The sequence below is a fragment of the Bradyrhizobium sp. SZCCHNS3002 genome (assembly GCF_032377435.1).
Taxonomy (GTDB): domain Bacteria; phylum Pseudomonadota; class Alphaproteobacteria; order Rhizobiales; family Xanthobacteraceae; genus Bradyrhizobium.
Genome location: NZ_JAUHHY010000006.1, coordinates 1 through 22,678, shown reverse-complemented (window position 1 = coordinate 22,678; position 22,678 = coordinate 1). Strand labels below are relative to the sequence as shown.

Genomic DNA, 22,678 nt, shown 5'->3' with positions numbered 1-22,678 from the left:
CTAATCACTTTCCCCGGTGAACCGCCCAACAGCTGCCCCTCCACGTCGTCATTGCGAGCATATCGCTACAATCAGCTCCACGGTAGCCCTTTCAATACCGCGACAGCGCTCCTGAAGTCGGGAACTCGCTTCGCGAGCTCGATCCAGCAAGGCCGTCGTCCAGAGATCGTTTCATTCGCTTGACGGTTTAGCTGCGTGTACCCGCAGACCAGGACCCGCAGCAGAAGTCGCTGCGGGTCGCACCGAAATATATTGTATTCCGCCTCGATTATCGGTCGGCAGACTCGATGAACGCGGCGACCTCCCGCGGATGAGACAGCATCACTGCATGGCTGCTGCTTATCTCTTCCACGCGCGCACCGCTTCGCTTGGCCATCTTTCTTTGCGAGCTCGGGGTTATCATGCGGTCGTTCGACGGGATCAGGAAGACGCTTGGCTTCGCCTTCCAGCCCACCTTCGTGACCTTCGCTTCAACGGCCTGCAGGCCCCAGGGCACTTGCGCGACCGCCATGAACTCGGTGAGCGCCACGGGGGAATCTGCTGCAAAGGACGTCGGAAACTTCGCGGGATCGACCAGGAGATAGCCGTTCTCCGGAGGCAGCAGGGGCGCCTTCGCCTCGCCGGGCTCTGCTGGCCATGCATTGAGCGATGCGGCAGATTCGCCAGTGTCCGGCGCAAAAGCTGCGAGGTACGCCAAGCTTTTGACCTTCGGATTCTCGCCAGCCTGCGTGATCACCATGCCGCCATAGGAGTGTCCCACCAGCACGACAGGATATTTGGCTGTTGCGATCACAGCTTCTGTCGCGGCGACGTCGCCTTCGAGGGTGATAGTCGGATTCTGGACCACCAGCACTTCGTAGCCGTCCTTCTTGAGAATATCGTATACCGCTTGCCAGCCGGAGCCGTCGACGAACGCTCCGTGGACGAGGACGACGGATGTCGTTTTCTGCTGCTGAGCTCCCGAGGAGGTCGACGTCATAGCAAGCGCAGAGAGCGCCAGCAAAGGTGCCAGGTACTTCATCTTAATTCCTTTCGTGTTGTGGCCGGCATGACCAGTCAGCCAGCCTCGGCTTCGTGCGAACGTCTTGCATCAGTGGCGGTCGTTAGTTCGGTCGAGAAAGTCGTTGATCAACGGCGCCATCACGTCGAGTTGGTCCTCGAGTGCGAAGTGGCCGGAGTCGAGGATGTGCAACTCTGCTTCTGGCAAATCGCGCAGATACGCGTGCACGCCTACCTCAGCGAAGACCTTGTCGTTCTTGCCCCAGACGATCAGAGCGGGCGGCTTACGTTCGTGGAAAAACGCCTGGAAGGCCGGGTAAAGCGGGACGTTGGTCGCGTGGTCGTACAGCAGGTCGAGCTGAATATCCTTGTTGCCTGGACGATCCAGCAGTGCCTGGTCGTGGACCCAGTTGTCGGGACTGATGCGCGTCAGATCGCGCACGCCATCGGTGTACAGAAACTTCGTCGACTGGAGCGAGACGAGAAATGAAAGCGCATTTCTTCGCTCGTCCGTTGCTTCTTTCCAATACGCCTTGATCGGCTCCCAGGCCTCTCCCAATCCCTCCTCGTAGGCATTTCCGTTCTGGATGATGAGGCCAGTTACTCGCTCCGGATGCTTGAGGGCGAGGCGATAGCCGACCGGGGCGCCGTAATCCATGACGTACATGGCGTAGTGTCTTGCGCCGAGTTTATCGAGCAACACGTCGATCATCTCGGCATAGTTCGCGAACGAATAGGAAAACCGGTTGCGTTCGGGCATGTCGCTCTGCCCGAAGCCGTGATAATCCGGCGCAATGACATGATAGGTGTGAGCCAGCTTCGGGATCAAATTGCGGAACATATGGGATGACGTTGGAAAGCCGTGCAGAAGGAGAACGACAGGACCGTCGCTTGGCCCAGCTTCCCGGTAGAACATGTTTACGCCATTGATCGCGGCCGCGCGGTAATGAACCGTCGAAGCGCCCGCGCCGCAGGCCACAGTTGGCAGATTACAGTCATGAGCGGGCACCCCCGCGGGCTCTCCGAACGATGGAGATGCGCCTGCAATCGTCAGGGCAATGACAGTCGCGAAAGAAAGACGCATGGCAGCTCCTTCGGCCGTACAACCGATTCATTCCGCAATAGTCAGATACGATCGGCATCACTTGGCGAATCTGTTGATCCGTTGATTGCGCAATCCGCAAAAGAAGCGAGATTGGTTGCGTGATATCTCCGGCCGGCAGTCGCCGAGTTGTCGCAACTCATGCTCGGCAAGCGACGTCGCCAATATCTGCTAAAAGAGATCATCGTACGTCCACGACTTCCGCGACGATTGCCGTACGTTCGGCCAGAGTGGGAACCTTGGCCAAGTAGGCCTGATAATGCTGCGACGCGCGATGCGCTTCGACTGCGGCGCCATCTCGATAGAGCTCGTCAAGGACGTAACGATGATCGTCCACACTGTCGCGCCAGATGTCCCAACGAAGATTGCCGGGCTCTGCCCTGCAATGTGGCGCCATACTAACAAGCAATTCTCTAAGCTCGAGGCTCCTGCCGGGGTGGGCGACCAGAATGGCAGTAATCTTTGACGGCATTGTTCAACCGACTTTCTTTGTGACTGCGACCCGCCGAGGCGGGCAGGTTAAGCTTGGCTGCTTCTGAGCGCCGCCAGCAGCTCCTTCGCCAGGGGCCCGGCCGATGCGGGATTTTGCCCGGTGATCAGGCGTTCATCGACGACGACGTGCGGCTGCCAGTTTGCTGCGGACGTATATTCAGCGCCCTCGGCCCTCAAAGCATCTTCAAGCTCGTACGGAACATCTTCACGTGCGTAATCGTACTCTTCCTTCTTCGAGAACGATGTCAGCTTCCTACCTTGCACGAACGGCTTGCCGTCCCCAAGGTCGACTCCGAGAAGCGCGCACGGACCGTGGCAAACGGCGGTCACAAGTTTTCCTGTGCTCCACGCTCGCACGACTGCATCTTGAACGATATGGTTTCGCTGGATATCGACCATCGGTCCAAGACCGCCTGGTACGAGGATGGCATCAAAGTCCGCGGCGTCCACCTCGGCGAGCTTCCGGCTACGATTGAGGCGACGAAAAGCCTTGCTTTCTAGGAAGGCCTTTTGTGCAGGATCTTTCTCGTCGTAGGCATCGTAGGGCGTCCATCCGCCTCTCAAGGAAGCGAACTCAACCGCAATGCCTGCCCCATCAAGAACGTCGAACGGATGCGCAACCTCCGCGAAGAAGAAGCCCGTTTTACGATTTTGTGGGCCGATCACTGCTGCGTTGCTGACGATAAACAGGACGTGCTGGGTCATGATTGGCTTTCTGGAGGGCTCCATGAGGAACGCGGCCCAACAACACTATCGCCGGGGCCCCAGAAGCGTATTGGCGAATCCTGCGGGATTATGTGAAATCCCTGCGCTCATTTGGACCGGACCCCAGTGGCATTTGCCTCGATCTTGCCAGAGCATAATTCGGTCCAATTGGACCGCATGTGATGCCCGAAAACTGCCGAGCGCCGTCCCCTGCGGCGTTCGGCGTTCATTCGACATTGATGGAGATCCTGATGCGGACTTTGTATCGCGGCGCGCAAAGCTATGTAACAGCCATCCGGTTTGTGATGGCGGGCTACTATCTCGCACTCTCCGCTGGACTGCTCGCGCTCGCCTTATGGCTTGCCTGGCCGTTCGATGGCGGCTGGCTTTGGACTCTTCTGGTCGTTGTTATTGGCAGTTGGGGCGTCGCCGCCGGGTTCAAGGGCGCCGAACTGCTGCTGAGCACACGGCCAACCGGCCCGCAACCGCCGCTCCGACCTTATTCGATCGAGACCCGTAAAGAGCAGGACCAGCGGCGTGAGCAGAGGGCTCGGCTCGGACGTTAGCGCGAGCGCTCCTGCATCCTCAGCCATGATTCATGGTCGAAGAAGCTAGGATCGCCTCCGCCACCCCGGAGATAGTAAGACCACGCGTCGGCGCGCTCCTTATCGGCACGCTGTTCGGCCGAGAGGCCATCGACTCGCTCGCCGCATGGGTTCCAGATTTGGTGCTGAGGTTCATGGGACATCGGGCAGACTCCTGATCAAAGGATATCAGCTCGAGGAAGTGCAAGAATGCAAATGTCTCGCAGTGGGCGTGCCAGCCCAGGCCGCGGCTGCACGGTAATACGGATGACACCCAGGGTGCGATCGACAATGCGTACAGACACACTTTGCGCGGTGAAGAGAGGGCCCGCCTAGCCCGAAGCGAGTCCGCTGCGGGACCCAGTCAGCCGAAAAAGATCGAGCCTCCATCAAGAAGCAGGCACGTGTAAGCACGTCTAGAAGGAATCATAACAGAAATGCCGCTGCCTGATTCCCATGACACCAGGATGTCAAAGATCGCCATCTCCGCAGCCCCTTTTTTGGGTCAAATTGACCCAAGTTAGATGTCAACAGTTCTTCTTTGTCATCCACCTGAAATAACATGTCACTATCCGATGAGACATGGACAGTGGAGTGAGCCATGGCCAAGTCGGACGACCAAATTCCGGTTCTCGACATCAAACCGCTGACGACCCCGAAGCTGGTCGAGCGCCGGACGGGCGTTGTTCGTGAGCGACTTGCAGTCAGCCTCACAGCGCTGGTCGCGCTGTGCATCCTCGGCCAAATTGCCGCCGTGCTCGTTTCACCCGCGAATGCTCCCCTTATCCGGGAAGCGATTCCGATGAGAGAATTGCTTGTGATTTATGGCACCGTGATTGGATTCTATTTCGGATCCAAACAACGGTGAGATCAAACGAAGACGAGCTGCTTTAGGCGACCATCCTTGCCCTCGACAAGGATGGTACTGCCGCGATCGATTTCCTCCGTAAGAAACTTCTCGTGGCTAATTGCCTGGCGAACGACCTCCGCGAGCGTCAAGCCGCGCTTGGCTGCTATCCACTCAAGAGCGAGACGAGCGTCTGGCGCAAGACGGAGCGTGACCTTTTCGGGAACCTTTAGATCGTCGGCACCGGGCTCGGGGGAGTGGGTTTCGGTTGAAGACATTAAGCGCCCTCTCCGACGCAATGTGGATGTCAAATCGAGGTCTGTGGGGCCACCCATAGATGCCTCGTGAGGTCGCGTCAACAGTCCTTTGCCCGTGCAACTACGTTTCTGGCTCGTGCGCTATTTGGAACACGGCAAGCCAATATTACCTCTCCCGGCTAACGACGAGAGACCTTCAATAACCGGTCAGCCAAAAATGAACGTATAATTAAGCTCTATGAATCAATAGGTTAGCATACTAAATGCATGAATTCTCAATGAAAATACTTGCAAAATGGCCGAAATGGACCTATATTGGCGGGCATGAGCAAGCTCGACGAACTCAAGCGCCACCTGAAGCCTGGTCAGGCCTACCGGCGCGCCGATCTGGCGCGTTGGTCGTCGTCTATTGACCGGCATCTGAAGGAATTGGTGGAGAGCGGGACGCTCAGGAAGCTTTCCGGCGGGCTCTATGTCTATCCAAAGGAAACTGCGTTCGGTCCGGCCCCTCCCTCCGACAAGGAAGTCGTAGCCGCCTTTCTCAAAGACAAGACGTTCCTGTTGGCATCACCCAACGCCTACAATAGTCTCGGCGTGGGGACGACGCAGCTCTACGATAAGACGGTCGTCTATAATCACAAGCGCCACGGCGAGTTTCAGCTGGGCAATCGCAAGTATGCATTTCGGGTGAAGCCGCGCTTTCCCAAGTCTCTGACGCGGGAATTTCTCCTGGTCGATCTGGTCAACAATGTCGATCAGCTGGCCGAAGCGAAGGACGAAGTTCTCAAACGTGTAGCGGAGCACGCCGCCAAAACCGATCCGAAGCTGCTTCGCCGCGCAGTCCGCGAGTATGGGAATGAACGGGCCAAGAAGTTCTTCGACCGTGCGCTAGCAGCGAGGGAATTGCATGCCGCATGACTTCCTCCACAATCATCTGCAATTTGCGGATCTGATCCGGATTGTGGCGGAAGAGAAGGGGATTGACCCGGCGCTGGTCGAGAAAGACTACTGGATCATGCATTGCCTCTATGGGTTGCAACAGCATCCCTTCACGTTCCAGCTCAAGGGCGGCACCTCGCTCTCAAAGGGACACAAGATTATCGGCCGATTTTCGGAAGATATCGATATTCTGATCGAGCCGCCGAGAGACCAGGACGTGAAGACCGGAAAGAATCAGGACAAGCCTGCGCACATCCAGTCGCGAAAGGACTTTTACGATTGGCTGGCGAAGACGATCAAGGTAGATGGCGTCACGTCAGTCGAGCGCGATACCGAGTTTGATGACGTTCCCAAGTATCGGAGTGCCGGCATCAAGCTGAATTACACAACAACCGTTGAAGCACTGAAAGGCCTGCGGGACGGGGTACTTCTGGAAGTCGGCTTCGATACCGTTGCGCCCAATACGCCCAAGGACATCAGCTCGTGGGTGTACGACTATGCCGTCGCCCGCGACGTTGATGTGATCGACAATCGCGCCAAGGCTGTTCCTTGCTACGATCCAGGCTATACGTTTGTCGAAAAGCTACAGACGGTCTCGACGAAATTCCGCAAGCAGCAGGTGGATGGAAGCGATCCGGTCGAGTTCATGCGTCACTACTACGACATCTACGAGTTGCTGAAGCAGCCGGACGTCCAACAATTCATTGGCACGGATGAATACAAAGCCCACAAGCAGGCGCGCTTCCGCCAGGAAGACAATCAGAACATCGCTGAAAACGAAGCGTTTCTGCTGAGCGACGCCAAAACGCGGTCACTTTACGCCGACGCCTATGACCGCAGCGGCGCCCTCTATTATGCCGGTAAGCCGGCTTTCCAGGAGATACTGGCTGAGATCACCAAGTGGAGCGAAAAGCTCTGAGCGGCACTTGGCTGGCATCTTAGCTCGCAGCCGCCCTATCTTCTTTATCGGCTCCTTGCATCACGATCTTGAGCGCATCATCAGGCAACGGGCGCTGTAGAGCTTTGGCTTCATCCCAAGGTGCGCGTAACCAGACCTCGCGCTCTTCGGCTGTCGTCAGGATCACTGGCATTGCCTTGGGATGGATCGGCGCCACGACGGCGTTCGGCTCGCTGGTCAAAAATCCATAGCTGAGGTGCGGCCCCGGAATCGGCTTCGACTGCTGGCGCGTAGGCGTCATAGACGAACCACCACCAGAAGAACGCCGGCGGCCAATAGACCGGCCATCCCGCAAGGCGGAACCACGGCGGCCCTAGTCGCGGCTGAAATGCAAGCCGCCAGGCCGTCCATTCGGTCGCGCCCCAGATCGCGAGCAGCACGATCAAGGCGACGGCAAGGACTTGGCCCCACAGGATCCTGGTCGCAGGCATGTATCCCTCCCGATTGGACTAGAGGCCGAGATCGCGCTTGCGACCAAGCTGCCACTCGATGCCGCTCGGCCCCGAGCTCGACCATCCACTCGTCCGGGCCGGCCCCAGTCGCGAGCCCCAGGCGCTCGAGATATTGCAGACGCCCTCGCATCAGTCCGACGACTTGCCGATCCGGAAGACCGGGCGCGTCTTGACGAAGATCGATGGCACCGACCTCGTCGGCCGCCATCCGGATCTCGCGATCGAGCCGCGTCCAGCGATCGGCCGAGATCTCCTTCTCCAGCGCGTTGCGGATCTCGTGCTCCGGCTTCGGCCCGAGCTCGAGCGCGACCAGATCCTCGGCGCGAGAGCGCAGGCCTCGGCTGATATGATTACGGGAAATGACGAGATCCGCGCCCGTCTCTTCGACGCCGCGGACCAGCACATGGATGTGCGGGCTATCCGTGTTCCAATGGTCGACCGCGATCCACTCCAGCCGCGTCGACAGATCGGCCTCCATCTGCCGCATCAGGTCGCGGGCGAAGGCCCTGAGGTCCACCATATCGGCCGCGTCATCGGGCGAGACGATGAACCGGAAATGATGCCGGTCGCCCCTGCCCCGCGCCTCGAAGCCGGCTTCATCCGCCTGATCACTCGCGGCATCGAACATCCGTGCCGCTCACCATTGCGGGTGACCCCGTCCCGCTTGAGGTAGGCCAGATGCGCCGCCAGAGGCGCTGACCGGAACGCACGGCCCTTGTGCCTCGCGGTGCGCGCCTTGACTGTGACGCGGCGCGCCAGGGCGAACAGGCGCTCACGACTGAAGCTGAGCCGGCCCCGGCCGAAGGTCGAATGAGCCCGCACCGCATGGCGTCCATTGATCACCGACAAGGGAGCGACATGGCCCGCTGCATTCGCGGCGCGCAGCACGCGGTTGATGAAGCTCTTCGCCTTCGCGCTATGCCCCTGACGAATGCGCCCTGGACGGATGCGGAACTCGCACTCGCTCGTGTTCTTGCGCGGCGCCTCATCGAAGTGATCGCAGCTACAGTGCCGAAAACAACATCGATCTCGTTACTGAAAACACAGAACGCGGCACGCGCTCCGACCGACCGGCACGGTTGAACGCAAGCCATGTCAATGGCTTGGCGTTCAACCGGCGAGCCGCTTTTATCTTGCCACCCCTGGCTGAGCTGTAAGCGTCCGGTCCCTGCACACCTTCCCCCTCGTGTGTTGTCGTTCCATTTCGGGCTCTCTGCTGCTGTGGAGAATCTCCGGTGGGATCCAAACATTTCGAGAACAGAGCGCGCCGCGAATGGTGGTCGCTGCACATCGAAGCGTGGCGTCGCAGCGGTCTCGGGATCCGCAAATACTGCCAGCAACAACGCCTGACCGAGAACACTCTGCGGCGTTGGCTGAAGCGGCTGGCCGGCAACGAGACTGCGCTTAAGCTCGAGAAATATCAGACGGAATTGCGCCGCGAGCGCGCCCGGGAAGAGCGAGAAAAGGCGCTGCGAAAACGAAAGCAGCGCAGGTTCACGGTCACCTCGGATGTGCGCAATCGGGCGTCCCAGGCATTCTGGGCGATGCATGTCGAGGCACTGAACTGGAGCGGAATGGAGCTCCGCGCCTACGCCTCGGCGATGCAGCTGTCGCCGCATTCGCTGCGCAAATGGCGCGACCGACTGGCCGCCGGCGAGGTCACGATCGACTGGCGTGCCCATCTTCATCCCTCCGTCCGTCCCGCCGTTAGCACTAGTGCTAGGAACTCACAGCCCGAACGCCGCTTGACAGCCGCCGAGATCGGCGATCCGACCGCGCCAAAAATGCCAGCCCGCCGCTTCTTCAGCGACGAGGAAAAGCTCGCGATCGCCAAGGAAACCGAGCTACCAGGCGCCAAGGTCTCTGCCGTTGCGCGCAAGCACGGCATCGTCACCGGGCTGCTGTTCCGCTGGCGCGCGCAGTTCGGCATCGCGCAAAAGAAGCGCTCCAGGCTCGCCCATGTCGTGCTGCCCGACGACATGCCCGCCGCACGCGCCCTGCGCGATCTCGTACGTCCGCCGGAGGGCATGATGGCCGTCGACCTCCAAGATGGACGGCGCGTCTTCGCTCCCGCCGGCAGCGATCCGGATGCCGTGCGAGCGCAGATCGAGAGCAAAGAGGCCGCACAATGATGTTCGTTCCTGCAGGCGTGAAAGTGCACCTGGCACTCGGCTACACCGACATGCGCAAGGGCATGGACGGCCTTGCAATGCTGGTCCAGGAAACGCTGAAGAAGGATCCGTTCTCCGGTCATCTGTTTGCCTTCCGCGGCAAGAAGGCATCGATCTTGACGGTCCTGTTCTGGGACGGAAACGGGCTTTGTCTGTTCACCAAACGCATCGACCAAGGCGGCTTCGTGTGGCCGGTGATGGCGGGTTATGATGGCTCGATCACGCTCACGCCAGCGCAGCTCGCGATGCTGATCGAAGGCATCGACTGGCGCGCGCCAGAGCGCGTCTGGAAGCCTGCAATTGCAGGATGATCTGAAAAATGTAGTGCCGAACTGAGTGCGATTCTTCTACGAATCAACGTGTTCGAGTACCATCGGACATGCAGCTCGATCTCACCAATCTCCCCTCCGATCCTGAGCTTCTGCAGCGCCTGGTGCGCGACATCGCGGCCGCCATCCATCACCGCGATACTGAGATCCAGCGGCTCAAATCCATCATCAAACAGCTGCAGCGAATGCAGTTCGGCCGTAGCTCCGAGCGCATCGATCCCGACCAGCTTGCACTCGGTCTGGAGGATCTCGACAGCGACATCGGCCGCGTCGAGGAAGCGCAGCCGAAGATCACACCGGAAGTCGACTCTTCGCCGCGACGCCGTCCGCTGCCCGATCATCTGCCACGCGAAGACGTTCTGCTTGACGTGCAAGACCCGGTCTGCGGCTGCTGTGGCGGTGCTCTCCATCTGATCGGCGAGAGCGTCAGCGAGATGCTGGATTGGGTCCCGGCGCAGCTTCGCGTCGTGCGCACGACCAGACCCAAATACGCCTGCCGCGCCTGCAACAAGGTCGTGCAAGCCGGCGCGCCCGAGCGGTTGATCGCTGGCGGTCTGGCGACGCCAGCGCTGCTCGCGCACGTGCTGATCAGCAAGTACTGCGACCATCTTCCGCTCTATCGGCAGTCGCAGATCTTCGGCCGTCATGGCGCCGATCTCTGCCGCTCGACGCTCGCAGGCTGGGTTGGCGGCGCGTGCTGGTGGCTCGAGGCTTTGCACGAACGGCTGTGCAAGAACGTGTTCGCCTCCAACCATCTCTTTGCCGATGACACGCCGATCCCAGTGCTTGATCCTGGACGCGGACGAACAAAAACGGGACGGCTCTGGGTGTACGCGCGCGAGCAACGGCCCTGGAGCGGACCCGAACCTCCGGCGGCCATCTATCTGTTCGCGCCGGACCGCAAAGCCGAACGTCCAGTCGCACATCTGGCCGCCTTCAAGAGGATCCTGCATGTCGACGGATACGCTGGCTTCGAGCAATTGGCCAACAAAGAGGACATCACGCTCGCGGCGTGTTGGAGCCACTCGCGACCCAAGTTCTACGATGTGGCCGAAGCCACCGCGTCTCCCGTGGCAACAGAAGCCCTGCGCCGGATCGGCGAGCTCTATGCGATCGAGGCGCGCATCCGCGGCCGATCGCCTGACTACCGTCTTGCCGAACGCAGGACCTTCTCCAAACCGATCGTCGACGCGCTGAACGTCTGGCTCGATGCGCAGCTACGCCTGGTCTCCGGCCGCAGCACGCTCGCTGAAGCGACCCGCTATGCGCTCTCGCGCTGGCACGGCCTGACTCGCTTCCTGAACGATGGCCGCGTCGAGCTCGACACCAATCCGGTCGAGCGCGCCATCCGCCCCGTCACCCTCGGCCGCAAGAACCACCTGTTCGCCGGCAGCGATGGTGGCGGCCAACGCTGGGCGGTCGTCAGCTCGCTCATCACGACGTGCAAGCTGAACGACGTCGAGCCCTACGCCTATCTGCGAGACGTCCTGCAGCGGATAATCGACGGCCATCCCGTCAACCGCCTCGACGCTTTGCTGCCGTGGAGCTGGACGCTGGCTGATCATGTCAAGACCTGAGGCATGTGCAGCGGCCGGACGCTTACGTCGCCCCCTTCCGGCTCAGTCCTTTCCCGCTTATTAGCTCGTAATTCAGCGCTTCCCGTCGTACTCAGGGCGAGTCTGGAGAAGAAACGGCGATCGGGAAACAAGCCGAGAACGTTTGGGGTCACGGATGAGCGACAGAACGGCAGGCCGACAGCCACCCCGAAGTCCGGCGGGCCGGCACGGAAAATGTCGCGGCGGGGTTCGCCAATCGACGCCAGGCCGACAATAAATTCATGTCCAACTGGCGCCATGAGCTGCCGAATTCTCGCAAACAAGGAGCCTGAACGGGAGGAAAACTCTGTCGTTCGACGCGCAATCCATCATGAGCTGTACGACGGCCGCAAACGCCACATCTGCGGTCTGAACCGCATCCATAATGATCGCGAGTTCGCGGCGGCAGACGGTTTGGCCGGAAAGGGCAAGGATCCGCTTCAGCATCGGCACGCCGACTGGCAAGTAGCCGACAGCGGCGAGGAACGTTGCCAGCGGCGCTTGAAGCCGAATAGCCACCAGCTCGGTGACGAACCACTGGCTGACCGGCTGCACGGCATAGAGCCCGATCGGCACGCTTTCATTCCAGATGAAGCGCGGCCGCGGATCGAGCGCACTTTTTCCGAGCAAAAGCGCAATACCGGAGAGCATGGCCAGAGCGATGGAGAGGTGCCGTCTCATGGCATGATGCTCCGGCGATGCAGCCAGGCGCGGTGCCGTAACAGCGTGTATGCCCGCGGCGGTTCATTGGCCGTGAAGCGATTCTGAACGTGCCGCCAATGATCCGGTGCGACATCCACTGGGTCGATGCCGACTGCCTCGATCGCATCGATGTGCTGCAGCACGCGTTCGACCTTCGGCCAGCCGAAAACCTGCAGCAGAATGGCTGCTCCAGGACCGACGAAGGGCACAGTTGCGCAGGCTTTCCATGCGCATCCGCGGTCTCCTTCCACTCATTGATCCAGGAGAATCGGTGCCGCCGCCGCTCGGTCGGCTGGCGGATCGACGTCAGCACGGTCGTCGATTGCAGGCGGTCGAGATACCTTGGCAGCTGTCGCAAGACCGCGCTTGCCGATCCGTTCGCCGAGGTCTTCGGGCGACACGAGGAACGGCACGGTCCACAGCCGTACACGCGGCCCACCAAAACCGTTTGAGAAACCGTTTTAGTTTTCGAAACTCAAACGGTGATTTTGGCTAAGTGCTTGATTTGAATGGCGCGCCCGGAACGATTCGAACGTCCGACCCTCAGATTCGTAGTCTGGTGTCCAAAAAGAGGATTGGGCAGCTCCGGCCTGCGAACCAGCGACCTTTCGTTCTATCGGCCGACCTCTCCTCGTTCTGCAATTTGGCAATTGTGGGGGATCTCCTTACGCTCATCGGCACGCCAGGACCGCCGATTGCGCTACACGCCACGGCTCTCCCTTTCCTAAAGCGCATAGTTCTGGAAGCCATTCCGTGCTGCCAATTTGCAATTCATCAAGTCGACGGATGGCACCGACGGAATGCCAAAGCGTAGAGGCGACAAACTTGCCAGGGTTAGGGCGCGCCCCACTCCGGATCAGTGGGGCGAAGACGAAGTCATGACCCTCCTCGAAGCTTCGGCCGTGTTCTTCCCAGACGGTCCTCTCACTTTATCCTCGTTGCGAAGAGCGGCAGCAGCAGGGATTCTTGAAATCGCCAAAGTTGCGGGGAAGGATCTGACCACCCCCCGCGCCATCCGCAAACTGGTCAAGCCGTCATGCCAGGCCGCAAAGCCAAGCCGCCGCGACTCTGGTTCAGAGATGACGACGACTGTTGGGTCATTCTCGACCAGGCCAACGGAAAGCGACGGCAGATCCGCACAGGCTGTCGCCGCGACGACACTGATGGCGCAGCGAAAGCGCTCGAAAAATACATTGCGTCAAGACACACTCCCAGTGTTGGAGTAACGGACCCTCATTTCCTCCCCATTGCCGATGTCCTGACTTCGTATGAGCTTGCGAAACGACCGAAGAGCGACGACGCTCGGGCCAACGCGCAACATGACCTGCTGCTGATCCGCCTGCTCGATCTCAACATGTTTTTCGGCGCCAAGATGATCGCGGATATCAAGGCGCAGCTCTGTCGCGATTTCGTAGACTGGTCGACCGGCGTCGCGAACGAAAACAACCGACGAGCGCGCATCCCCGCGCGCAAGGGAACCGTCTCGGATCAGACCGCGCGGCGGCGGCTCGAGGATCTTCGCGCAGCCGTCAATCTCTATCATGCGGAACACACCCTCGATGTCGTTCCGAAGATATCGCTGCCCGAAAAGACGAAGGGCAGAGAGCGCTGGCTCACCCGCAACGAGGCCGCTCGCCTTCTGGGCGCGGCTCTGGGTTACGTTTGGGATGAAGGCCAGGCAAACTGGAGACGCAAGCCAACCGGAGAACTAACCCGCCGAGAGCGCTGGATTATAACTCGGCGTCGCCCCGCCGCGAGATTCATTCTGATCGGGCTCTACAGCGCGCGGCGTGAAGAGACGATCCGCCGGACGCAGTGGATCCCGACAACGACACATCCCTGGATGGATTTGGAAGCCATGGTCTACCAGGGGCGTGGCTCGGACGAGCGAGCCACCAAGAAGCGCCGGCCTCCGGCGAAGATCGCCAACCGGCTGCGCCCCCACCTAGTGCGCTGGCGCAACATCGACACTCTTCGTTCCGCTGAGTTGCAGGCCGCAGGCATCCTCGCGTCAGGAGAGGAGATCCGTTTCGTCGTGAATCGGATGCACGATGGTCAACCGCTTGCAGGCAAGATCCGGTCAGCCTGGGAAGGCATCCTAGAGGATGCGGGGCTTGGCGACGACGTGGTCCGTCACTCGCTGCGTCATACGGCAGCAACCTGGCTGATGCAGCAGGGCACGGACCATTGGCAAGCCGCAGGCTGGCTCGGGATGACCGTCGAGCAGCTCGAGCAGACCTACGGCCACCACCATCCGGACTTCCAGGGCGAAGCTGCCGAGGCGTTCGGGGGACGCGCTGAAAGCCCCTCACTCAGTCGACAGTCCCGCACAGCACGGCTTTAGTCGGCGCTCACAATGGCCCGCCAACGTAGTTCGTGGCCAGAAAATCGCCCCAGCATGTGACCTCCAATTCATCTGCCGTATGAGCCCGGCTTCGATCGAGCTTCCTGTTCGGGATCTCGATGACGTGCAAACCGGCCAATGGATGACGGACCAGTCACTTCACCGCGCACTGAAGCGCCCTGACGTCGTGCGTCGGGATGACTCGTTGCGCTTTCCAATACGACGAGCTCAGCGCCGCGAGACGGCTCAAAGAGCCATTTCGTTGCGCATTTCGTTGCGGTCTCGGGAAAGCACGATTGTAAGTGCTTGAAATGATGGTCGGAGCGGCAGGATTCGAACCTGCGACCCCTGCGTCCCGAACGCAGTGCTCTACCGGGCTGAGCCACGCTCCGACTTGGGAAGCCGGCTTATAGCGTCGGGTTTCCGTCTTCGCAAGGACACAAGGCAGGAAATCGCATCGAAATCGTCGATCGTCGGCGGAGGGGTTAACTGCTTGAGGCCGTGAGGCTTTGTCGGGCGGCCATGGCGCGGGCGCAATGCGACAGGCGAATTGTGCGCTTCATTCGAACGTCCCCGCCCGCTATAGCCGAGCGCGTAAGCCACCACCGTCTTGTACCATCGATGCCCACCGCACACACACCAGCGATCGAGACCAGGATCCTGCCCGCCGACGCGGCTGGAATCACACAGGCCGCGGCGACGTTCGCGCGCGGCGGACTGGTCGCGTTCCCGACCGAGACGGTCTATGGCCTCGGCGCCGACGCGGCCAACGCCGCAGCCATCGCCCGCCTCTACCAGGCCAAGGGCCGGCCTGCCTTCAATCCGTTGATCGTCCATGTCGCCGACATCGCGGCGGCACGGCGCATCGGCCGCTTCAATGCCACCGCCGAGCGTCTGGCCACCGCGTTCTGGCCGGGACCGCTGACCCTCGTGCTGCCGCAGAGCGACGGCTGCGCCGTGGCCGACCTCGCCACCGCCGGCCTCGATACGGTGGCAATCCGTGTGCCGGCGCATCCGATCGCGCAGGCGTTGCTCGCGGCGTTCGGCGGCGCCGTCGTGGCGCCCTCCGCCAACATCTCCGGCCACGTGTCGCCGACCACGGCGGCGCATGTCGCGGCCGATCTCACCGGGCGAATCGACCTCATCCTGGACGGTGGGCCGGTCGCGGTCGGCGTCGAATCGACCATCGTCGGCTGCTTCGATGCGCCGACGCTGCTGCGCCCGGGCGGAGTTCCAAGCGAGGCGATCGAGGCCGTGCTCGGCCGTGCGCTGGCGCGGCCCGCCGCAGACACCGAGACGTCCGAGCAACCACTGGCACCGGGCATGCTGGCCTCGCACTATGCTCCGCACGCTCACGTGCGCCTCGACGCCAGCGATGTCGCGCCTGGCGAGGCCCTGCTCGCCTTCGGCCCCGTCACCTTGCCCGGCGCCAGCGAAGCTGCCGCGATCCTCAACCTCTCCCCCGCCGGCGATCCGGCAGAGGCGGCGACGCATCTTTTCGGCTATCTTCGCAGCCTCGATGCCAAGGGCGCGCGCAGCATCGCCGTGATGCCGATCCCGAATGACGGCCTGGGCGAGGCCATCAACGACCGGCTGCGCCGCGCCGCCGCGCCGAGATAACATTGGAAGCGACCAACGATGAACATCAGCCAGCCTGCCCTGCCGCCGCTGCCACCCGACCTGATCGCGCAGTTCGCCGCCATCGTCGGCGAGCGCCAGGCGCTGACGGCGGAGACCGACGTCGCGCCTTACGTCACCGAGGAGCGCAACCTGTTCCACGGCCGCTCGCCGCTGGTGCTGCGCCCCGGCTCGACCGCCGAGGTCGCCGCGATCTGCAAGCTCGCCAGCCAGCATCGCATCGCGCTGGTGCCCCAGGGCGGCAACACCGGCCTCGTCGGCGGCCAGACGCCGCACAATGGCGAGGTGGTGGTGTCGCTCAGGCGCATGGACAAGATTCGTGACGTCGACACCGCCTCCAACACGATGATCGCCGAGGCCGGCGTCGTGCTGCAGGTGGCGCAGCAGAAGGCAGCCGAGGTCGACCGGCTGTTTCCGCTGTCGCTGGGCGCCGAGGGCAGCTGCACCATCGGCGGCAATCTCTCGACCAACGCCGGCGGCACCGCCGCGCTCGCCTATGGCGTCGCGCGCGAGATGGCGCTCGGGGTCGAGGTCGTGCTGGCCGACGGGCGGGTGTTGAATGCGCTGTCCAAGCTCAAGAAAGACAACACCGGCTACGACCTGCGCAATCTGTTCATCGGCGCCGAAGGCACGCTCGGCATCATCACCGCGGCGAGCCTGAAGCTGTTCCCTAAGCCGCGCGCGATCGAGACCGCGTTCGTCGGGCTCAAATCGCCGGAGGACGCGCTGAAGCTGCTGGCGATCGCCCAACGCGAGGCTGCGGGCAGCCTCACCAGCTTCGAGCTGATCGCCGCGATCGCGCTCGATTTCTCGATCCGCCACGCCGCCGGCAACCGCGCGCCGCTCGCGGGCGCCCATCCCTGGTTCGTACTGATGGAGCTGTCGTCGTCGCGCGACGATGCCCGGGCCACGCTCGAGACCATCCTGGAGCAAGGCCTCGAAGACGGCATCGTCGACGACGCTGCGATCGCCGACAGCCTCGCCCAGCGCATGGCGTTCTGGAAGCTGCGCGAGGACATCTCCGCGGCGCAGAAGCCGGAGGGCGGCTCGATCAAGCACGACATCTCGGTGCCGGTCGCGGCAGTCCCGGCCTTCATTGCGGAGGCCAACGCCGCCGTCGTGAAGCTGATGCCCGGCGCGCGTCCGGTGCCGTTCGGCCATCTCGGCGACGGCAACATCCACTACAATGTCAGCCAGCCGATCGGCGCCGACACCGCCGACTATCTCGCGCGCTGGCACGAGGTCAATGCGGTCGTGTTCGAGATCGTGCTGCGCATGGGCGGATCGATCTCGGCCGAGCACGGCATCGGCGTGCTCAAGCGCGACGAGCTGCCCGACGTCAAGGACCCGACCGCGATTGCGCTGATGCGCGCGATCAAGGCGCAGTTCGATCCGCTGGGGATCATGAATCCCGGCAAGGTGCTCTAGGCTTTCGACGCTCACATGGACAGTCCCCCCGCTCTCGCGATCTCCGGCATCACCGATGCCGACGTGCCCGCCATCATCGCGCTGTGGCAGCGCTGCGGCCTGACGCGGCCGTGGAACGATCCGGCCGCCGACATCGCGCTCGCCCGCCGCGGTGACAGTTCCACGATCCTGGTCGGCCGCGTGGGCGACGCAATCGCGGCGTCGGCGATGGTCGGCCATGACGGCCACCGCGGCTGGGTCTACTACGTCAGCGTCGATCCCGATCATCGCGGCCGCGACCTTGGCCGCGCCATCATGGCCGCCGCCGAGGATTGGCTGCGCAGCCGAGGTGTGCCCAAGCTGATGCTGATGGTGCGCGGCGACAACACCAAGGTGCAGGCGTTCTACCAGGCACTCGACTATGCCGTGCAGGACAGCGTGGTGTTCTCGAAATGGCTCGACGGCCGCCCGCCGACGCCGGGAATGAAGTAGAGGCCCAGCATGAGCATCTCCGACCGCATCCGCGTCCACGAGACGCGCGTGCTCTCCGACCATTACGGCACGCTGACCTCGACCAGGTTCGAGTGGCGGCGCGACGACGGCACCTGGCAGATGCAGAGCCGCGACGTGTTCGACCGCGGCAACGCGGCGGCGATCCTGCCCTACAACCTCGCGCAGCGCAGCGTCATCCTGGTCAAGCAGTTCCGCTATCCCGCCTTCGTCAACGGCCATGACGATCTCCTGATCGAGGCCGCGGCCGGTCTGCTCGACGACGCCTCGCCGGAGGAGCGCATCCGGCTCGAGGCCGAGGAGGAGACCGGTTTCCGCCTGCACGACGTCAGGTTCGTGTTCGAGGCGTTCATGAGCCCCGGCGTCGTGACCGAGAAGATCCACTTCTTTGTCGCCGCCTACGAACCGGAGATGCGCGTCAGCGCCGGCGGCGGCCTCGCGCATGAGGGCGAGGAGATCGAGGTGCTGGAACTGTCGATCGACGCGGCGCTCACGATGATCGCCGACGGCCGCATACAGGATGCCAAGACCATCATGCTGCTGCAGCACGCGGCGTTGAGGATCTTTGGCTGAGCGCGGCCAACGCTCGGTCGCGGGTCTTGCTGCTCCGTCGTCCTTCGCGAAAGCGCGGGACCCAATATTCCACCGGCAGCCGTTTCAGCACGAGAGGCCACGGCATACTGGATCCCTAGGGGATGACGATCTTCTCTATCGAGATATCCCGCCTCAGAACAAACTCCCCTGCCCGTCATCGGCCACAGTTGAAACCTTGCGGGATGCAACCTTCTTCGCCGGCTTGCGCTGCGCGTCCTCGGCGGCGCGCATCTCCGCGGTCATCGGCAGCAGCAGTTGCTCGTCGTCGTTGGCCACCGTGTTGACGCGCGTCGACACCTCGTACCACGTGAACTCGCCCTCGCGAGGCGCGATCAGCAGCCTCATGGCCTCATCGGGATCGTCGGAACGGCAGTCGAGCCACAGCGAAAAATCATCCGGCCTGATCGTCACGGGAACACGATGATGCAGCGTGGCGAGATCGCGGCTCGCAGCCGCGGTGACGATCGCCACCGTGTCGACCTCCTCGCCGTTCGGCCCGCACCAGGTCTCGGCGAGGGCCGCGAAGCCGAGCGGCGCGTGGTCGCTGCGATGGATGAAGAACGGCCGCTTGCGGCCGTCGATCACCTGCCACTCGTAATACCCATCAGCGGGCACAAGGACGCGGCGCCGCCGAATCGCGTTCTTGAACGCGGGCTTCTCGCGTACGGACTCCGAACGCGCGTTGATCAGCAGCGTGAAACTACGGGGATCCTTGACCCAGGCCGGAATGAATCCCCAGCGCATGAGCCGGAAATGCCTGATGTCCTGATCCAGAAGAACTACGGGAATCGGCTGCGTCGGAGCGATATTGTGCCGCGGCGGAAAGTTCGGCTGTTCCTGGTAGCCGAAAATCTGCCTGAGAGCCGCGGGTGGTGAAGTGATCACGAAGCGTCCACACATAATCTCACTCAAATCGTCGTGTGTTCAGCACCTTTTAACTTGGGTTGCCAACACTGCAGCGGATGACCGCAGCGGCGACCCATTCCGTGCCTACCGATCGCACGACCCAACGACCGGCGGGCAGCGCCATTGACCCGGCGCGGGCCGCGATGCTGCGCGCTGCCAACATCAATCCACGCACCGGGCTCGCCACCGACTATCTGAATCATTTCAACGAAGCCGTGATGCTGCTCGAAATGATTCCCGATATTCCGGAATGCGCCGAGGATTTTCTGGCGTGGTCGCCGCTGACCTATCCAGAACATTTCACGCACACCAATTTCAAGGCCCGCGATCTCGTCATCGAGGCCTATGAGCAGGCCGACCCGGCGATTCGCGACAAGTTCGATCATCTCACGAAGACCATGACCGACATCCTGCTCGCGGTCGGCAGCGCGATGCGCGATGCCAAGCAGGACGCGACCAAGGCCAAGCTCGCCGAGCAGGCCGCCAACTGGGTCAAGCCGCTGGTGGCCCAGGCCGGCGGCATCATCAATGGCGACATCGAATTCGATTCGGAGCCCGTGGCCGAAGTCGATGAGGTCGACGCCGTCGACGCCATCATGGCGAGCTTCTGAGTTGCACGGGCTGCCGGCGCGGTCGTCTTCGCGCTACGGTGCAGACCCCGCCTGGAGCCATTGGCATGACCGACCCGACGCCGCCCCGCCGTCCCCAGCTCGCCGTCAGCGCCGCGATCTTCCGCGACGGCAGGCTCCTGCTGGTACGCCGGGCGCGTTCCCCGGCCAAGGGCGTCTATACGCTGCCCGGCGGCCGGGTGGAGTTCGGCGAGACCCTGCACGAGGCCCTCGCGCGCGAGGTCATGGAGGAAACGGCGCTCTCGATCACAATCGTCGGGCTGGCCGGCTGGCGCGAGGTGCTGCCGGCCCAGGGCGGCGGCGGCCACTACGTGATCCTTCCCTTTGCGGCGCGCTGGCGGGCCGGAGAGCCCCGGCTCGACCCGGAACTGGACGATTTTCAGTGGCGCCGCCCCGATGCGCTGGAGGGCCTGACGCTGACCGACGGGCTGCCGGAGATCATCGCCGCCGCACGGACCCTGGTGTAGGCGCCTTGCGTCCGCGACGGGGCAAAGGCATATGACGTCGGTGTTCCCCATGATCCCCAAGCGCCTCCTGGCCATCCTCATGCTCGTTGCCGCCTGCGCCGTCGTGCCGGCGCGCGCGCAGGATGCGGCCGCGCCGTTCGATGGCGATCTGCAACGGCTGGCCGAGATCCTCGGAACCCTGCATTACCTCCGCGGCATCTGCGGCAGCAATGAAGGCGCCAAATGGCGCAACCAGATGCAGGCCCTGATCGATGCCGAGACCCCGTCGGGCGAGCGCCGCGCCCGCATGATCGCCGGCTTCAACCGCGGCTATAACGGCTTCCAGCAGACCTACCGGACCTGCACGCCGGCCGCGATGGTGGCGATCCGCCGCTACATCGACGAGGGCTCCAAGATCTCGCGCGACCTCACGGCGCGCTACGCCAACTGATGGCCCATGGTTGACGGCGCGCGGGCGTTATCCACGTTTGCGTTAACCTTGTTAACCTTTCCTAAAGAACTGGCCTAGGCGTCCGCCGCCTGCGTGGTAAACCTCACTGGTCCGGCGCGTCCGCGTTCGGAATTCAACGCGCCTCGCGGCCCCGCCAGACTGAATTCAATGAGCTTTCCCGTCACCTTCAGCGCCCTCCCCGCCGTCCTGCCCGACCACGAGCAGAAGCAGGCCGCGCTCAGCTACCTCAACGAAGCCTGGGCGGAAGCGCGCCACGACGGCGTCGACGGCGACTGCCTGGCGCAGGCCAGCCTGTTCGCGGCGCTCGCCGAGCTCGTGACGACCTATGGCGAGGACGCGGTCGCGACCTTCGTCGAGGGCCTGCCGGAGCGCGTCCGCAACGGCGAGTTCTCGCTGTCGCGCGCGACGCAGTAGGCTCGCCTTCCTCGCGTTACCGACTCCAAACGACGAACCGTAGGGTGGGCAAAGGCGCGCCACGTTGCCCGCGGATCATGCCGAACTGTTGCGCGCCGTGCCCACCATCGCGTTCCGAGTGGGCCTCACGACGGTGGGCACGCCACCGTCCTGCGGGCGGTCGCTTTGCCCACCCTACCGCTCGAACGCGCAGTCGTATTGTGATTGCGACTGCATCGGCGTTTCGCTCACGTCAGCATTCATCTGCATATGTCAAACAGCGTTGGGACATGCCTCATCGTCCTCGCGGCGCGATGCGTCCGAGCAATGACCGGCGTTCGTCCCTCATTCAATCGAGGGCGCAGGGAAGGCTGGGCGTCGGCTGACGCCCATGGCCCCCGTGCGAACAAGAATGCACGGGGCAGGAACCACAGGTGCAGCCGGATGAGCCCAGCCTTCCCTGCGCGATGGTTTTAACGCTTACTCCGCGCTCTCCCTGGGGACCGGCTGTCTTGCCCCCATCACCTGCGCCGACGCTCTCGCGTCGAACAGCAGGCTTGACCTCAGCATCGGGAGGCCAGGACCACACGGCTTCGTCGTCCGCATCGATGTTGTTCGTCCGCGCTAGCCAAAGCCGCGCTGCAACCCGACACGTCCACCGCCTGCCCGCCTCGCGTCTCGTGACGACCGCGCGTACGCCCCTCTCGTTGAGGCGGGATGGATGGAGGAGTGACACATTTTCTGTAAAAACGAAAGCTAAATTCTTCACGCGGACGGGGTTGCAACCGCGATCATGTTGACACAATGCGCAAAATTGCCGCTTCGGGACCTGCGTTTCGTGTAGTTGCGGAGAGCAGAACGACGGCGTTACGAACAAATGCGAGCAATTGATTCGCCCGACGGGCTTGTCACTCACCCCGATTTTCGGGACGCGGCTTTGGTCGTGCTGTTGTGGAAGCGCCTTTACAGAAGCTTGGAAGCGAGATTGCTACAATGTCCTATTCCAAAGCGGGCGCAAAGACCCTCGCATTCACAGCCTTTACGAGAGATGCAGCCTCCATCCGGGCCTGTGAACAGCCTACGTCGCTCGCTGACCAGTAGACACTTGAGTCTGTCCGCTCTGGGCCAAAGGACTAAACCGCTCGCGCGGTAGGGCACGACGGCCGGCAGCACGGCTGAGAGGATAGCGCAGCGAGGCGTCCTGTCT

At 62.4% G+C, this 22,678-nt stretch carries 24 protein-coding genes, 1 tRNA gene and 5 pseudogenes; 17 read left to right on the top strand and 13 right to left on the bottom strand.

Annotated elements, in window-relative coordinates:
* Positions 1 to 268: 268 nt before the first annotated feature.
* The 4 genes from QW845_RS14200 to QW845_RS14185 all read right to left on the bottom strand — a co-directional run bounded on the left by QW845_RS14200 (position 269) and on the right by QW845_RS14185 (position 3,298).
* On the bottom strand, positions 269 to 979 hold the full coding sequence (locus QW845_RS14200) for an alpha/beta hydrolase (protein WP_315802532.1): 711 nt from the start codon (positions 977 to 979) through the stop codon (positions 269 to 271).
* Positions 980 to 1,090: 111 nt separating this feature from the next.
* On the bottom strand, positions 1,091 to 2,083 hold the full coding sequence (locus QW845_RS14195) for an alpha/beta hydrolase (RefSeq protein WP_315802199.1): 993 nt from the start codon (positions 2,081 to 2,083) through the stop codon (positions 1,091 to 1,093).
* 199 nt (positions 2,084 to 2,282) lie between these two features.
* The gene (locus QW845_RS14190; protein ID WP_250171844.1) at positions 2,283 to 2,573 is read right to left on the bottom strand and encodes a putative quinol monooxygenase; all 291 of its coding nucleotides are present in this window, start codon (positions 2,571 to 2,573) and stop codon (positions 2,283 to 2,285) included.
* 47 nt (positions 2,574 to 2,620) lie between these two features.
* Positions 2,621 to 3,298, bottom strand: a complete 678-nt coding sequence (locus QW845_RS14185; RefSeq protein WP_315802198.1) for a type 1 glutamine amidotransferase domain-containing protein — start codon at positions 3,296 to 3,298, stop codon at positions 2,621 to 2,623.
* Positions 3,299 to 3,480: 182 nt separating this feature from the next.
* Between QW845_RS14185 and QW845_RS14180 the strand changes: the two genes are divergently transcribed.
* Together QW845_RS14180 and QW845_RS14175 are read left to right on the top strand one after the other, a co-directional pair.
* Positions 3,481 to 3,864 carry a hypothetical protein gene (locus tag QW845_RS14180; protein ID WP_315802197.1) on the top strand — a complete coding sequence of 128 codons (384 nt, stop codon included), beginning with the start codon at positions 3,481 to 3,483 and terminating at the stop codon, positions 3,862 to 3,864.
* 619 nt (positions 3,865 to 4,483) lie between these two features.
* Positions 4,484 to 4,750 (top strand): hypothetical protein, encoded by a 267-nt coding sequence (locus QW845_RS14175; RefSeq protein WP_315802196.1) that lies wholly within the window; start codon positions 4,484 to 4,486, stop codon positions 4,748 to 4,750.
* Between the two features lie 2 nt (positions 4,751 to 4,752).
* Here the strand turns inward: QW845_RS14175 and QW845_RS14170 are convergent, their stop codons facing one another.
* Positions 4,753 to 5,007 (bottom strand): hypothetical protein, encoded by a 255-nt coding sequence (locus QW845_RS14170; RefSeq protein ID WP_315802195.1) that lies wholly within the window; start codon positions 5,005 to 5,007, stop codon positions 4,753 to 4,755.
* Between the two features lie 303 nt (positions 5,008 to 5,310).
* On the opposite strand from QW845_RS14170, the gene QW845_RS14165 reads away from it, so the two are divergent.
* Both QW845_RS14165 and QW845_RS14160 read left to right on the top strand, forming a co-directional pair.
* Entirely contained in the window at positions 5,311 to 5,904 is a 594-nt protein-coding gene (locus tag QW845_RS14165; protein ID WP_315802194.1) for a DUF6088 family protein, read from the top strand.
* A complete protein-coding gene (locus tag QW845_RS14160) occupies positions 5,894 to 6,844 on the top strand; it encodes a nucleotidyl transferase AbiEii/AbiGii toxin family protein (protein WP_315802193.1) in 951 nt (316 codons plus the stop codon). The genes QW845_RS14165 and QW845_RS14160 overlap by 11 nt, the downstream gene beginning before the upstream one ends.
* Before the next feature lie 19 nt (positions 6,845 to 6,863).
* Here QW845_RS14160 and QW845_RS14155 read toward each other — a convergent pair.
* From QW845_RS14155 to QW845_RS14145, 3 pseudogenes are all read right to left on the bottom strand, one after another.
* Positions 6,864 to 7,106: pseudogene (locus tag QW845_RS14155) on the bottom strand (SOS response-associated peptidase); the annotation flags it as partial.
* Positions 7,102 to 7,314, bottom strand: a pseudogene (locus QW845_RS14150) (conjugal transfer protein TraG); the annotation flags it as partial. The pseudogenes QW845_RS14150 and QW845_RS14155, both read right to left, overlap by 5 nt.
* A gap of 61 nt (positions 7,315 to 7,375) precedes the next feature.
* Positions 7,376 to 8,268 (bottom strand): annotated as a pseudogene (locus QW845_RS14145) (type VI secretion protein); the annotation flags it as partial.
* On the opposite strand from QW845_RS14145, the gene QW845_RS14140 reads away from it, so the two are divergent.
* From QW845_RS14140 to tnpC, 4 genes are all read left to right on the top strand, one after another.
* Positions 8,161 to 8,418 carry a hypothetical protein gene (locus tag QW845_RS14140; RefSeq protein ID WP_315802192.1) on the top strand — a complete coding sequence of 86 codons (258 nt, stop codon included), beginning with the start codon at positions 8,161 to 8,163 and terminating at the stop codon, positions 8,416 to 8,418. The pseudogene QW845_RS14145 and the gene QW845_RS14140 overlap by 108 nt on opposite strands.
* Before the next feature lie 152 nt (positions 8,419 to 8,570).
* Positions 8,571 to 9,467 carry an IS66-like element accessory protein TnpA gene (gene tnpA / locus QW845_RS14135; RefSeq protein WP_315802191.1) on the top strand — a complete coding sequence of 299 codons (897 nt, stop codon included), beginning with the start codon at positions 8,571 to 8,573 and terminating at the stop codon, positions 9,465 to 9,467.
* Positions 9,464 to 9,817, top strand: coding sequence for an IS66 family insertion sequence element accessory protein TnpB (gene tnpB, locus QW845_RS14130; RefSeq protein ID WP_315802190.1), 354 nt, complete (start codon positions 9,464 to 9,466; stop codon positions 9,815 to 9,817). Before tnpA ends, tnpB begins: the two co-directional genes overlap by 4 nt.
* 68 nt (positions 9,818 to 9,885) lie before the next feature.
* On the top strand, positions 9,886 to 11,412 hold the full coding sequence (tnpC, locus tag QW845_RS14125; protein ID WP_315802189.1) for an IS66 family transposase: 1,527 nt from the start codon (positions 9,886 to 9,888) through the stop codon (positions 11,410 to 11,412).
* 258 nt (positions 11,413 to 11,670) lie between these two features.
* Here the strand turns inward: tnpC and QW845_RS14120 are convergent, their stop codons facing one another.
* From QW845_RS14120 to QW845_RS14110, 3 genes and pseudogenes are all read right to left on the bottom strand, one after another.
* Positions 11,671 to 12,111, bottom strand: coding sequence for a hypothetical protein (locus tag QW845_RS14120; protein ID WP_315802188.1), 441 nt, complete (start codon positions 12,109 to 12,111; stop codon positions 11,671 to 11,673).
* Positions 12,108 to 12,356, bottom strand: a pseudogene (locus QW845_RS14115) (DUF2840 domain-containing protein); the annotation flags it as partial. The pseudogene QW845_RS14115 and the gene QW845_RS14120, both read right to left, overlap by 4 nt.
* Positions 12,350 to 12,475: pseudogene (locus tag QW845_RS14110) on the bottom strand (replication initiator protein A); the annotation flags it as partial. The pseudogenes QW845_RS14115 and QW845_RS14110, both read right to left, overlap by 7 nt.
* 693 nt (positions 12,476 to 13,168) lie before the next feature.
* On the opposite strand from QW845_RS14110, the gene QW845_RS14105 reads away from it, so the two are divergent.
* On the top strand, positions 13,169 to 14,476 hold the full coding sequence (locus QW845_RS14105; RefSeq protein ID WP_315802187.1) for a hypothetical protein: 1,308 nt from the start codon (positions 13,169 to 13,171) through the stop codon (positions 14,474 to 14,476).
* A gap of 315 nt (positions 14,477 to 14,791) precedes the next feature.
* Here the strand turns inward: QW845_RS14105 and QW845_RS14100 are convergent.
* Positions 14,792 to 14,868, bottom strand: a tRNA-Pro gene (locus tag QW845_RS14100).
* A 229-nt stretch (positions 14,869 to 15,097) separates the two neighbouring features.
* On the opposite strand from QW845_RS14100, the gene QW845_RS14095 reads away from it, so the two are divergent.
* The 4 genes from QW845_RS14095 to QW845_RS14080 are packed head-to-tail and all read left to right on the top strand — an operon-like array spanning position 15,098 to position 18,604.
* On the top strand, positions 15,098 to 16,096 hold the full coding sequence (locus tag QW845_RS14095; protein WP_315802186.1) for an L-threonylcarbamoyladenylate synthase: 999 nt from the start codon (positions 15,098 to 15,100) through the stop codon (positions 16,094 to 16,096).
* An 18-nt stretch (positions 16,097 to 16,114) separates the two neighbouring features.
* The gene (locus QW845_RS14090; protein ID WP_315802185.1) at positions 16,115 to 17,542 is read left to right on the top strand and encodes an FAD-binding oxidoreductase; all 1,428 of its coding nucleotides are present in this window, start codon (positions 16,115 to 16,117) and stop codon (positions 17,540 to 17,542) included.
* A 15-nt stretch (positions 17,543 to 17,557) separates the two neighbouring features.
* The gene (locus QW845_RS14085; RefSeq protein ID WP_315802184.1) at positions 17,558 to 18,013 is read left to right on the top strand and encodes a GNAT family acetyltransferase; all 456 of its coding nucleotides are present in this window, start codon (positions 17,558 to 17,560) and stop codon (positions 18,011 to 18,013) included.
* A 9-nt stretch (positions 18,014 to 18,022) separates the two neighbouring features.
* Complete coding sequence (locus QW845_RS14080; protein WP_315802183.1) at positions 18,023 to 18,604, top strand: NUDIX domain-containing protein; 582 nt, start codon at positions 18,023 to 18,025, stop codon at positions 18,602 to 18,604.
* 153 nt (positions 18,605 to 18,757) lie between these two features.
* On the opposite strand, the gene QW845_RS14075 is transcribed toward QW845_RS14080, so the two are convergent.
* Positions 18,758 to 19,525, bottom strand: coding sequence for an SOS response-associated peptidase (locus tag QW845_RS14075; protein WP_315802182.1), 768 nt, complete (start codon positions 19,523 to 19,525; stop codon positions 18,758 to 18,760).
* A gap of 62 nt (positions 19,526 to 19,587) precedes the next feature.
* Here QW845_RS14075 and QW845_RS14070 point away from each other — a divergent pair, with 62 nt between their 5' ends.
* From QW845_RS14070 to QW845_RS14055, 4 genes are all read left to right on the top strand, one after another.
* The gene (locus tag QW845_RS14070; protein ID WP_409997911.1) at positions 19,588 to 20,142 is read left to right on the top strand and encodes a hypothetical protein; all 555 of its coding nucleotides are present in this window, start codon (positions 19,588 to 19,590) and stop codon (positions 20,140 to 20,142) included.
* Positions 20,143 to 20,207: 65 nt separating this feature from the next.
* Complete coding sequence (locus tag QW845_RS14065; protein WP_315802180.1) at positions 20,208 to 20,627, top strand: NUDIX hydrolase; 420 nt, start codon at positions 20,208 to 20,210, stop codon at positions 20,625 to 20,627.
* Positions 20,628 to 20,658: 31 nt separating this feature from the next.
* Complete coding sequence (locus QW845_RS14060; RefSeq protein WP_315802179.1) at positions 20,659 to 21,057, top strand: TIGR02301 family protein; 399 nt, start codon at positions 20,659 to 20,661, stop codon at positions 21,055 to 21,057.
* 168 nt (positions 21,058 to 21,225) lie between these two features.
* Positions 21,226 to 21,492 carry a hypothetical protein gene (locus QW845_RS14055; protein WP_315717207.1) on the top strand — a complete coding sequence of 89 codons (267 nt, stop codon included), beginning with the start codon at positions 21,226 to 21,228 and terminating at the stop codon, positions 21,490 to 21,492.
* Positions 21,493 to 22,678: the final 1,186 nt, after the last annotated feature.

Excerpts from the sequence above, each read along its gene's own strand:
- tnpC (WP_315802189.1), top strand. The coding sequence starts at position 9,886 with ATGCAGCTCGATCTCACCAATCTCCCCTCCGATCCTGAGCTTCTGCAG.
- QW845_RS14195 (WP_315802199.1), bottom strand. The coding sequence starts at position 2,083 with ATGCGTCTTTCTTTCGCGACTGTCATTGCCCTGACGATTGCAGGCGCA.
- QW845_RS14200 (WP_315802532.1), bottom strand. The coding sequence starts at position 979 with ATGACGTCGACCTCCTCGGGAGCTCAGCAGCAGAAAACGACATCCGTC.
- QW845_RS14120 (WP_315802188.1), bottom strand. The coding sequence starts at position 12,111 with ATGAGACGGCACCTCTCCATCGCTCTGGCCATGCTCTCCGGTATTGCG.
- QW845_RS14140 (WP_315802192.1), top strand. The coding sequence starts at position 8,161 with ATGGCGTCCATTGATCACCGACAAGGGAGCGACATGGCCCGCTGCATT.
- QW845_RS14185 (WP_315802198.1), bottom strand. The coding sequence starts at position 3,298 with ATGACCCAGCACGTCCTGTTTATCGTCAGCAACGCAGCAGTGATCGGC.
- QW845_RS14160 (WP_315802193.1), top strand. The coding sequence starts at position 5,894 with ATGCCGCATGACTTCCTCCACAATCATCTGCAATTTGCGGATCTGATC.
- QW845_RS14105 (WP_315802187.1), top strand. The coding sequence starts at position 13,169 with ATGCCAGGCCGCAAAGCCAAGCCGCCGCGACTCTGGTTCAGAGATGAC.
- QW845_RS14065 (WP_315802180.1), top strand. The coding sequence starts at position 20,208 with ATGACCGACCCGACGCCGCCCCGCCGTCCCCAGCTCGCCGTCAGCGCC.
- QW845_RS14060 (WP_315802179.1), top strand. The coding sequence starts at position 20,659 with ATGACGTCGGTGTTCCCCATGATCCCCAAGCGCCTCCTGGCCATCCTC.
- QW845_RS14180 (WP_315802197.1), top strand. The coding sequence starts at position 3,481 with ATGCCCGAAAACTGCCGAGCGCCGTCCCCTGCGGCGTTCGGCGTTCAT.
- QW845_RS14080 (WP_315802183.1), top strand. The coding sequence starts at position 18,023 with ATGAGCATCTCCGACCGCATCCGCGTCCACGAGACGCGCGTGCTCTCC.
- QW845_RS14170 (WP_315802195.1), bottom strand. The coding sequence starts at position 5,007 with ATGTCTTCAACCGAAACCCACTCCCCCGAGCCCGGTGCCGACGATCTA.
- QW845_RS14095 (WP_315802186.1), top strand. The coding sequence starts at position 15,098 with ATGCCCACCGCACACACACCAGCGATCGAGACCAGGATCCTGCCCGCC.
- tnpB (WP_315802190.1), top strand. The coding sequence starts at position 9,464 with ATGATGTTCGTTCCTGCAGGCGTGAAAGTGCACCTGGCACTCGGCTAC.
- QW845_RS14175 (WP_315802196.1), top strand. The coding sequence starts at position 4,484 with ATGGCCAAGTCGGACGACCAAATTCCGGTTCTCGACATCAAACCGCTG.
- QW845_RS14070 (WP_409997911.1), top strand. The coding sequence starts at position 19,588 with ATGACCGCAGCGGCGACCCATTCCGTGCCTACCGATCGCACGACCCAA.
- QW845_RS14055 (WP_315717207.1), top strand. The coding sequence starts at position 21,226 with ATGAGCTTTCCCGTCACCTTCAGCGCCCTCCCCGCCGTCCTGCCCGAC.
- QW845_RS14090 (WP_315802185.1), top strand. The coding sequence starts at position 16,115 with ATGAACATCAGCCAGCCTGCCCTGCCGCCGCTGCCACCCGACCTGATC.
- QW845_RS14075 (WP_315802182.1), bottom strand. The coding sequence starts at position 19,525 with ATGTGTGGACGCTTCGTGATCACTTCACCACCCGCGGCTCTCAGGCAG.
- QW845_RS14165 (WP_315802194.1), top strand. The coding sequence starts at position 5,311 with ATGAGCAAGCTCGACGAACTCAAGCGCCACCTGAAGCCTGGTCAGGCC.
- QW845_RS14085 (WP_315802184.1), top strand. The coding sequence starts at position 17,558 with ATGGACAGTCCCCCCGCTCTCGCGATCTCCGGCATCACCGATGCCGAC.
- QW845_RS14190 (WP_250171844.1), bottom strand. The coding sequence starts at position 2,573 with ATGCCGTCAAAGATTACTGCCATTCTGGTCGCCCACCCCGGCAGGAGC.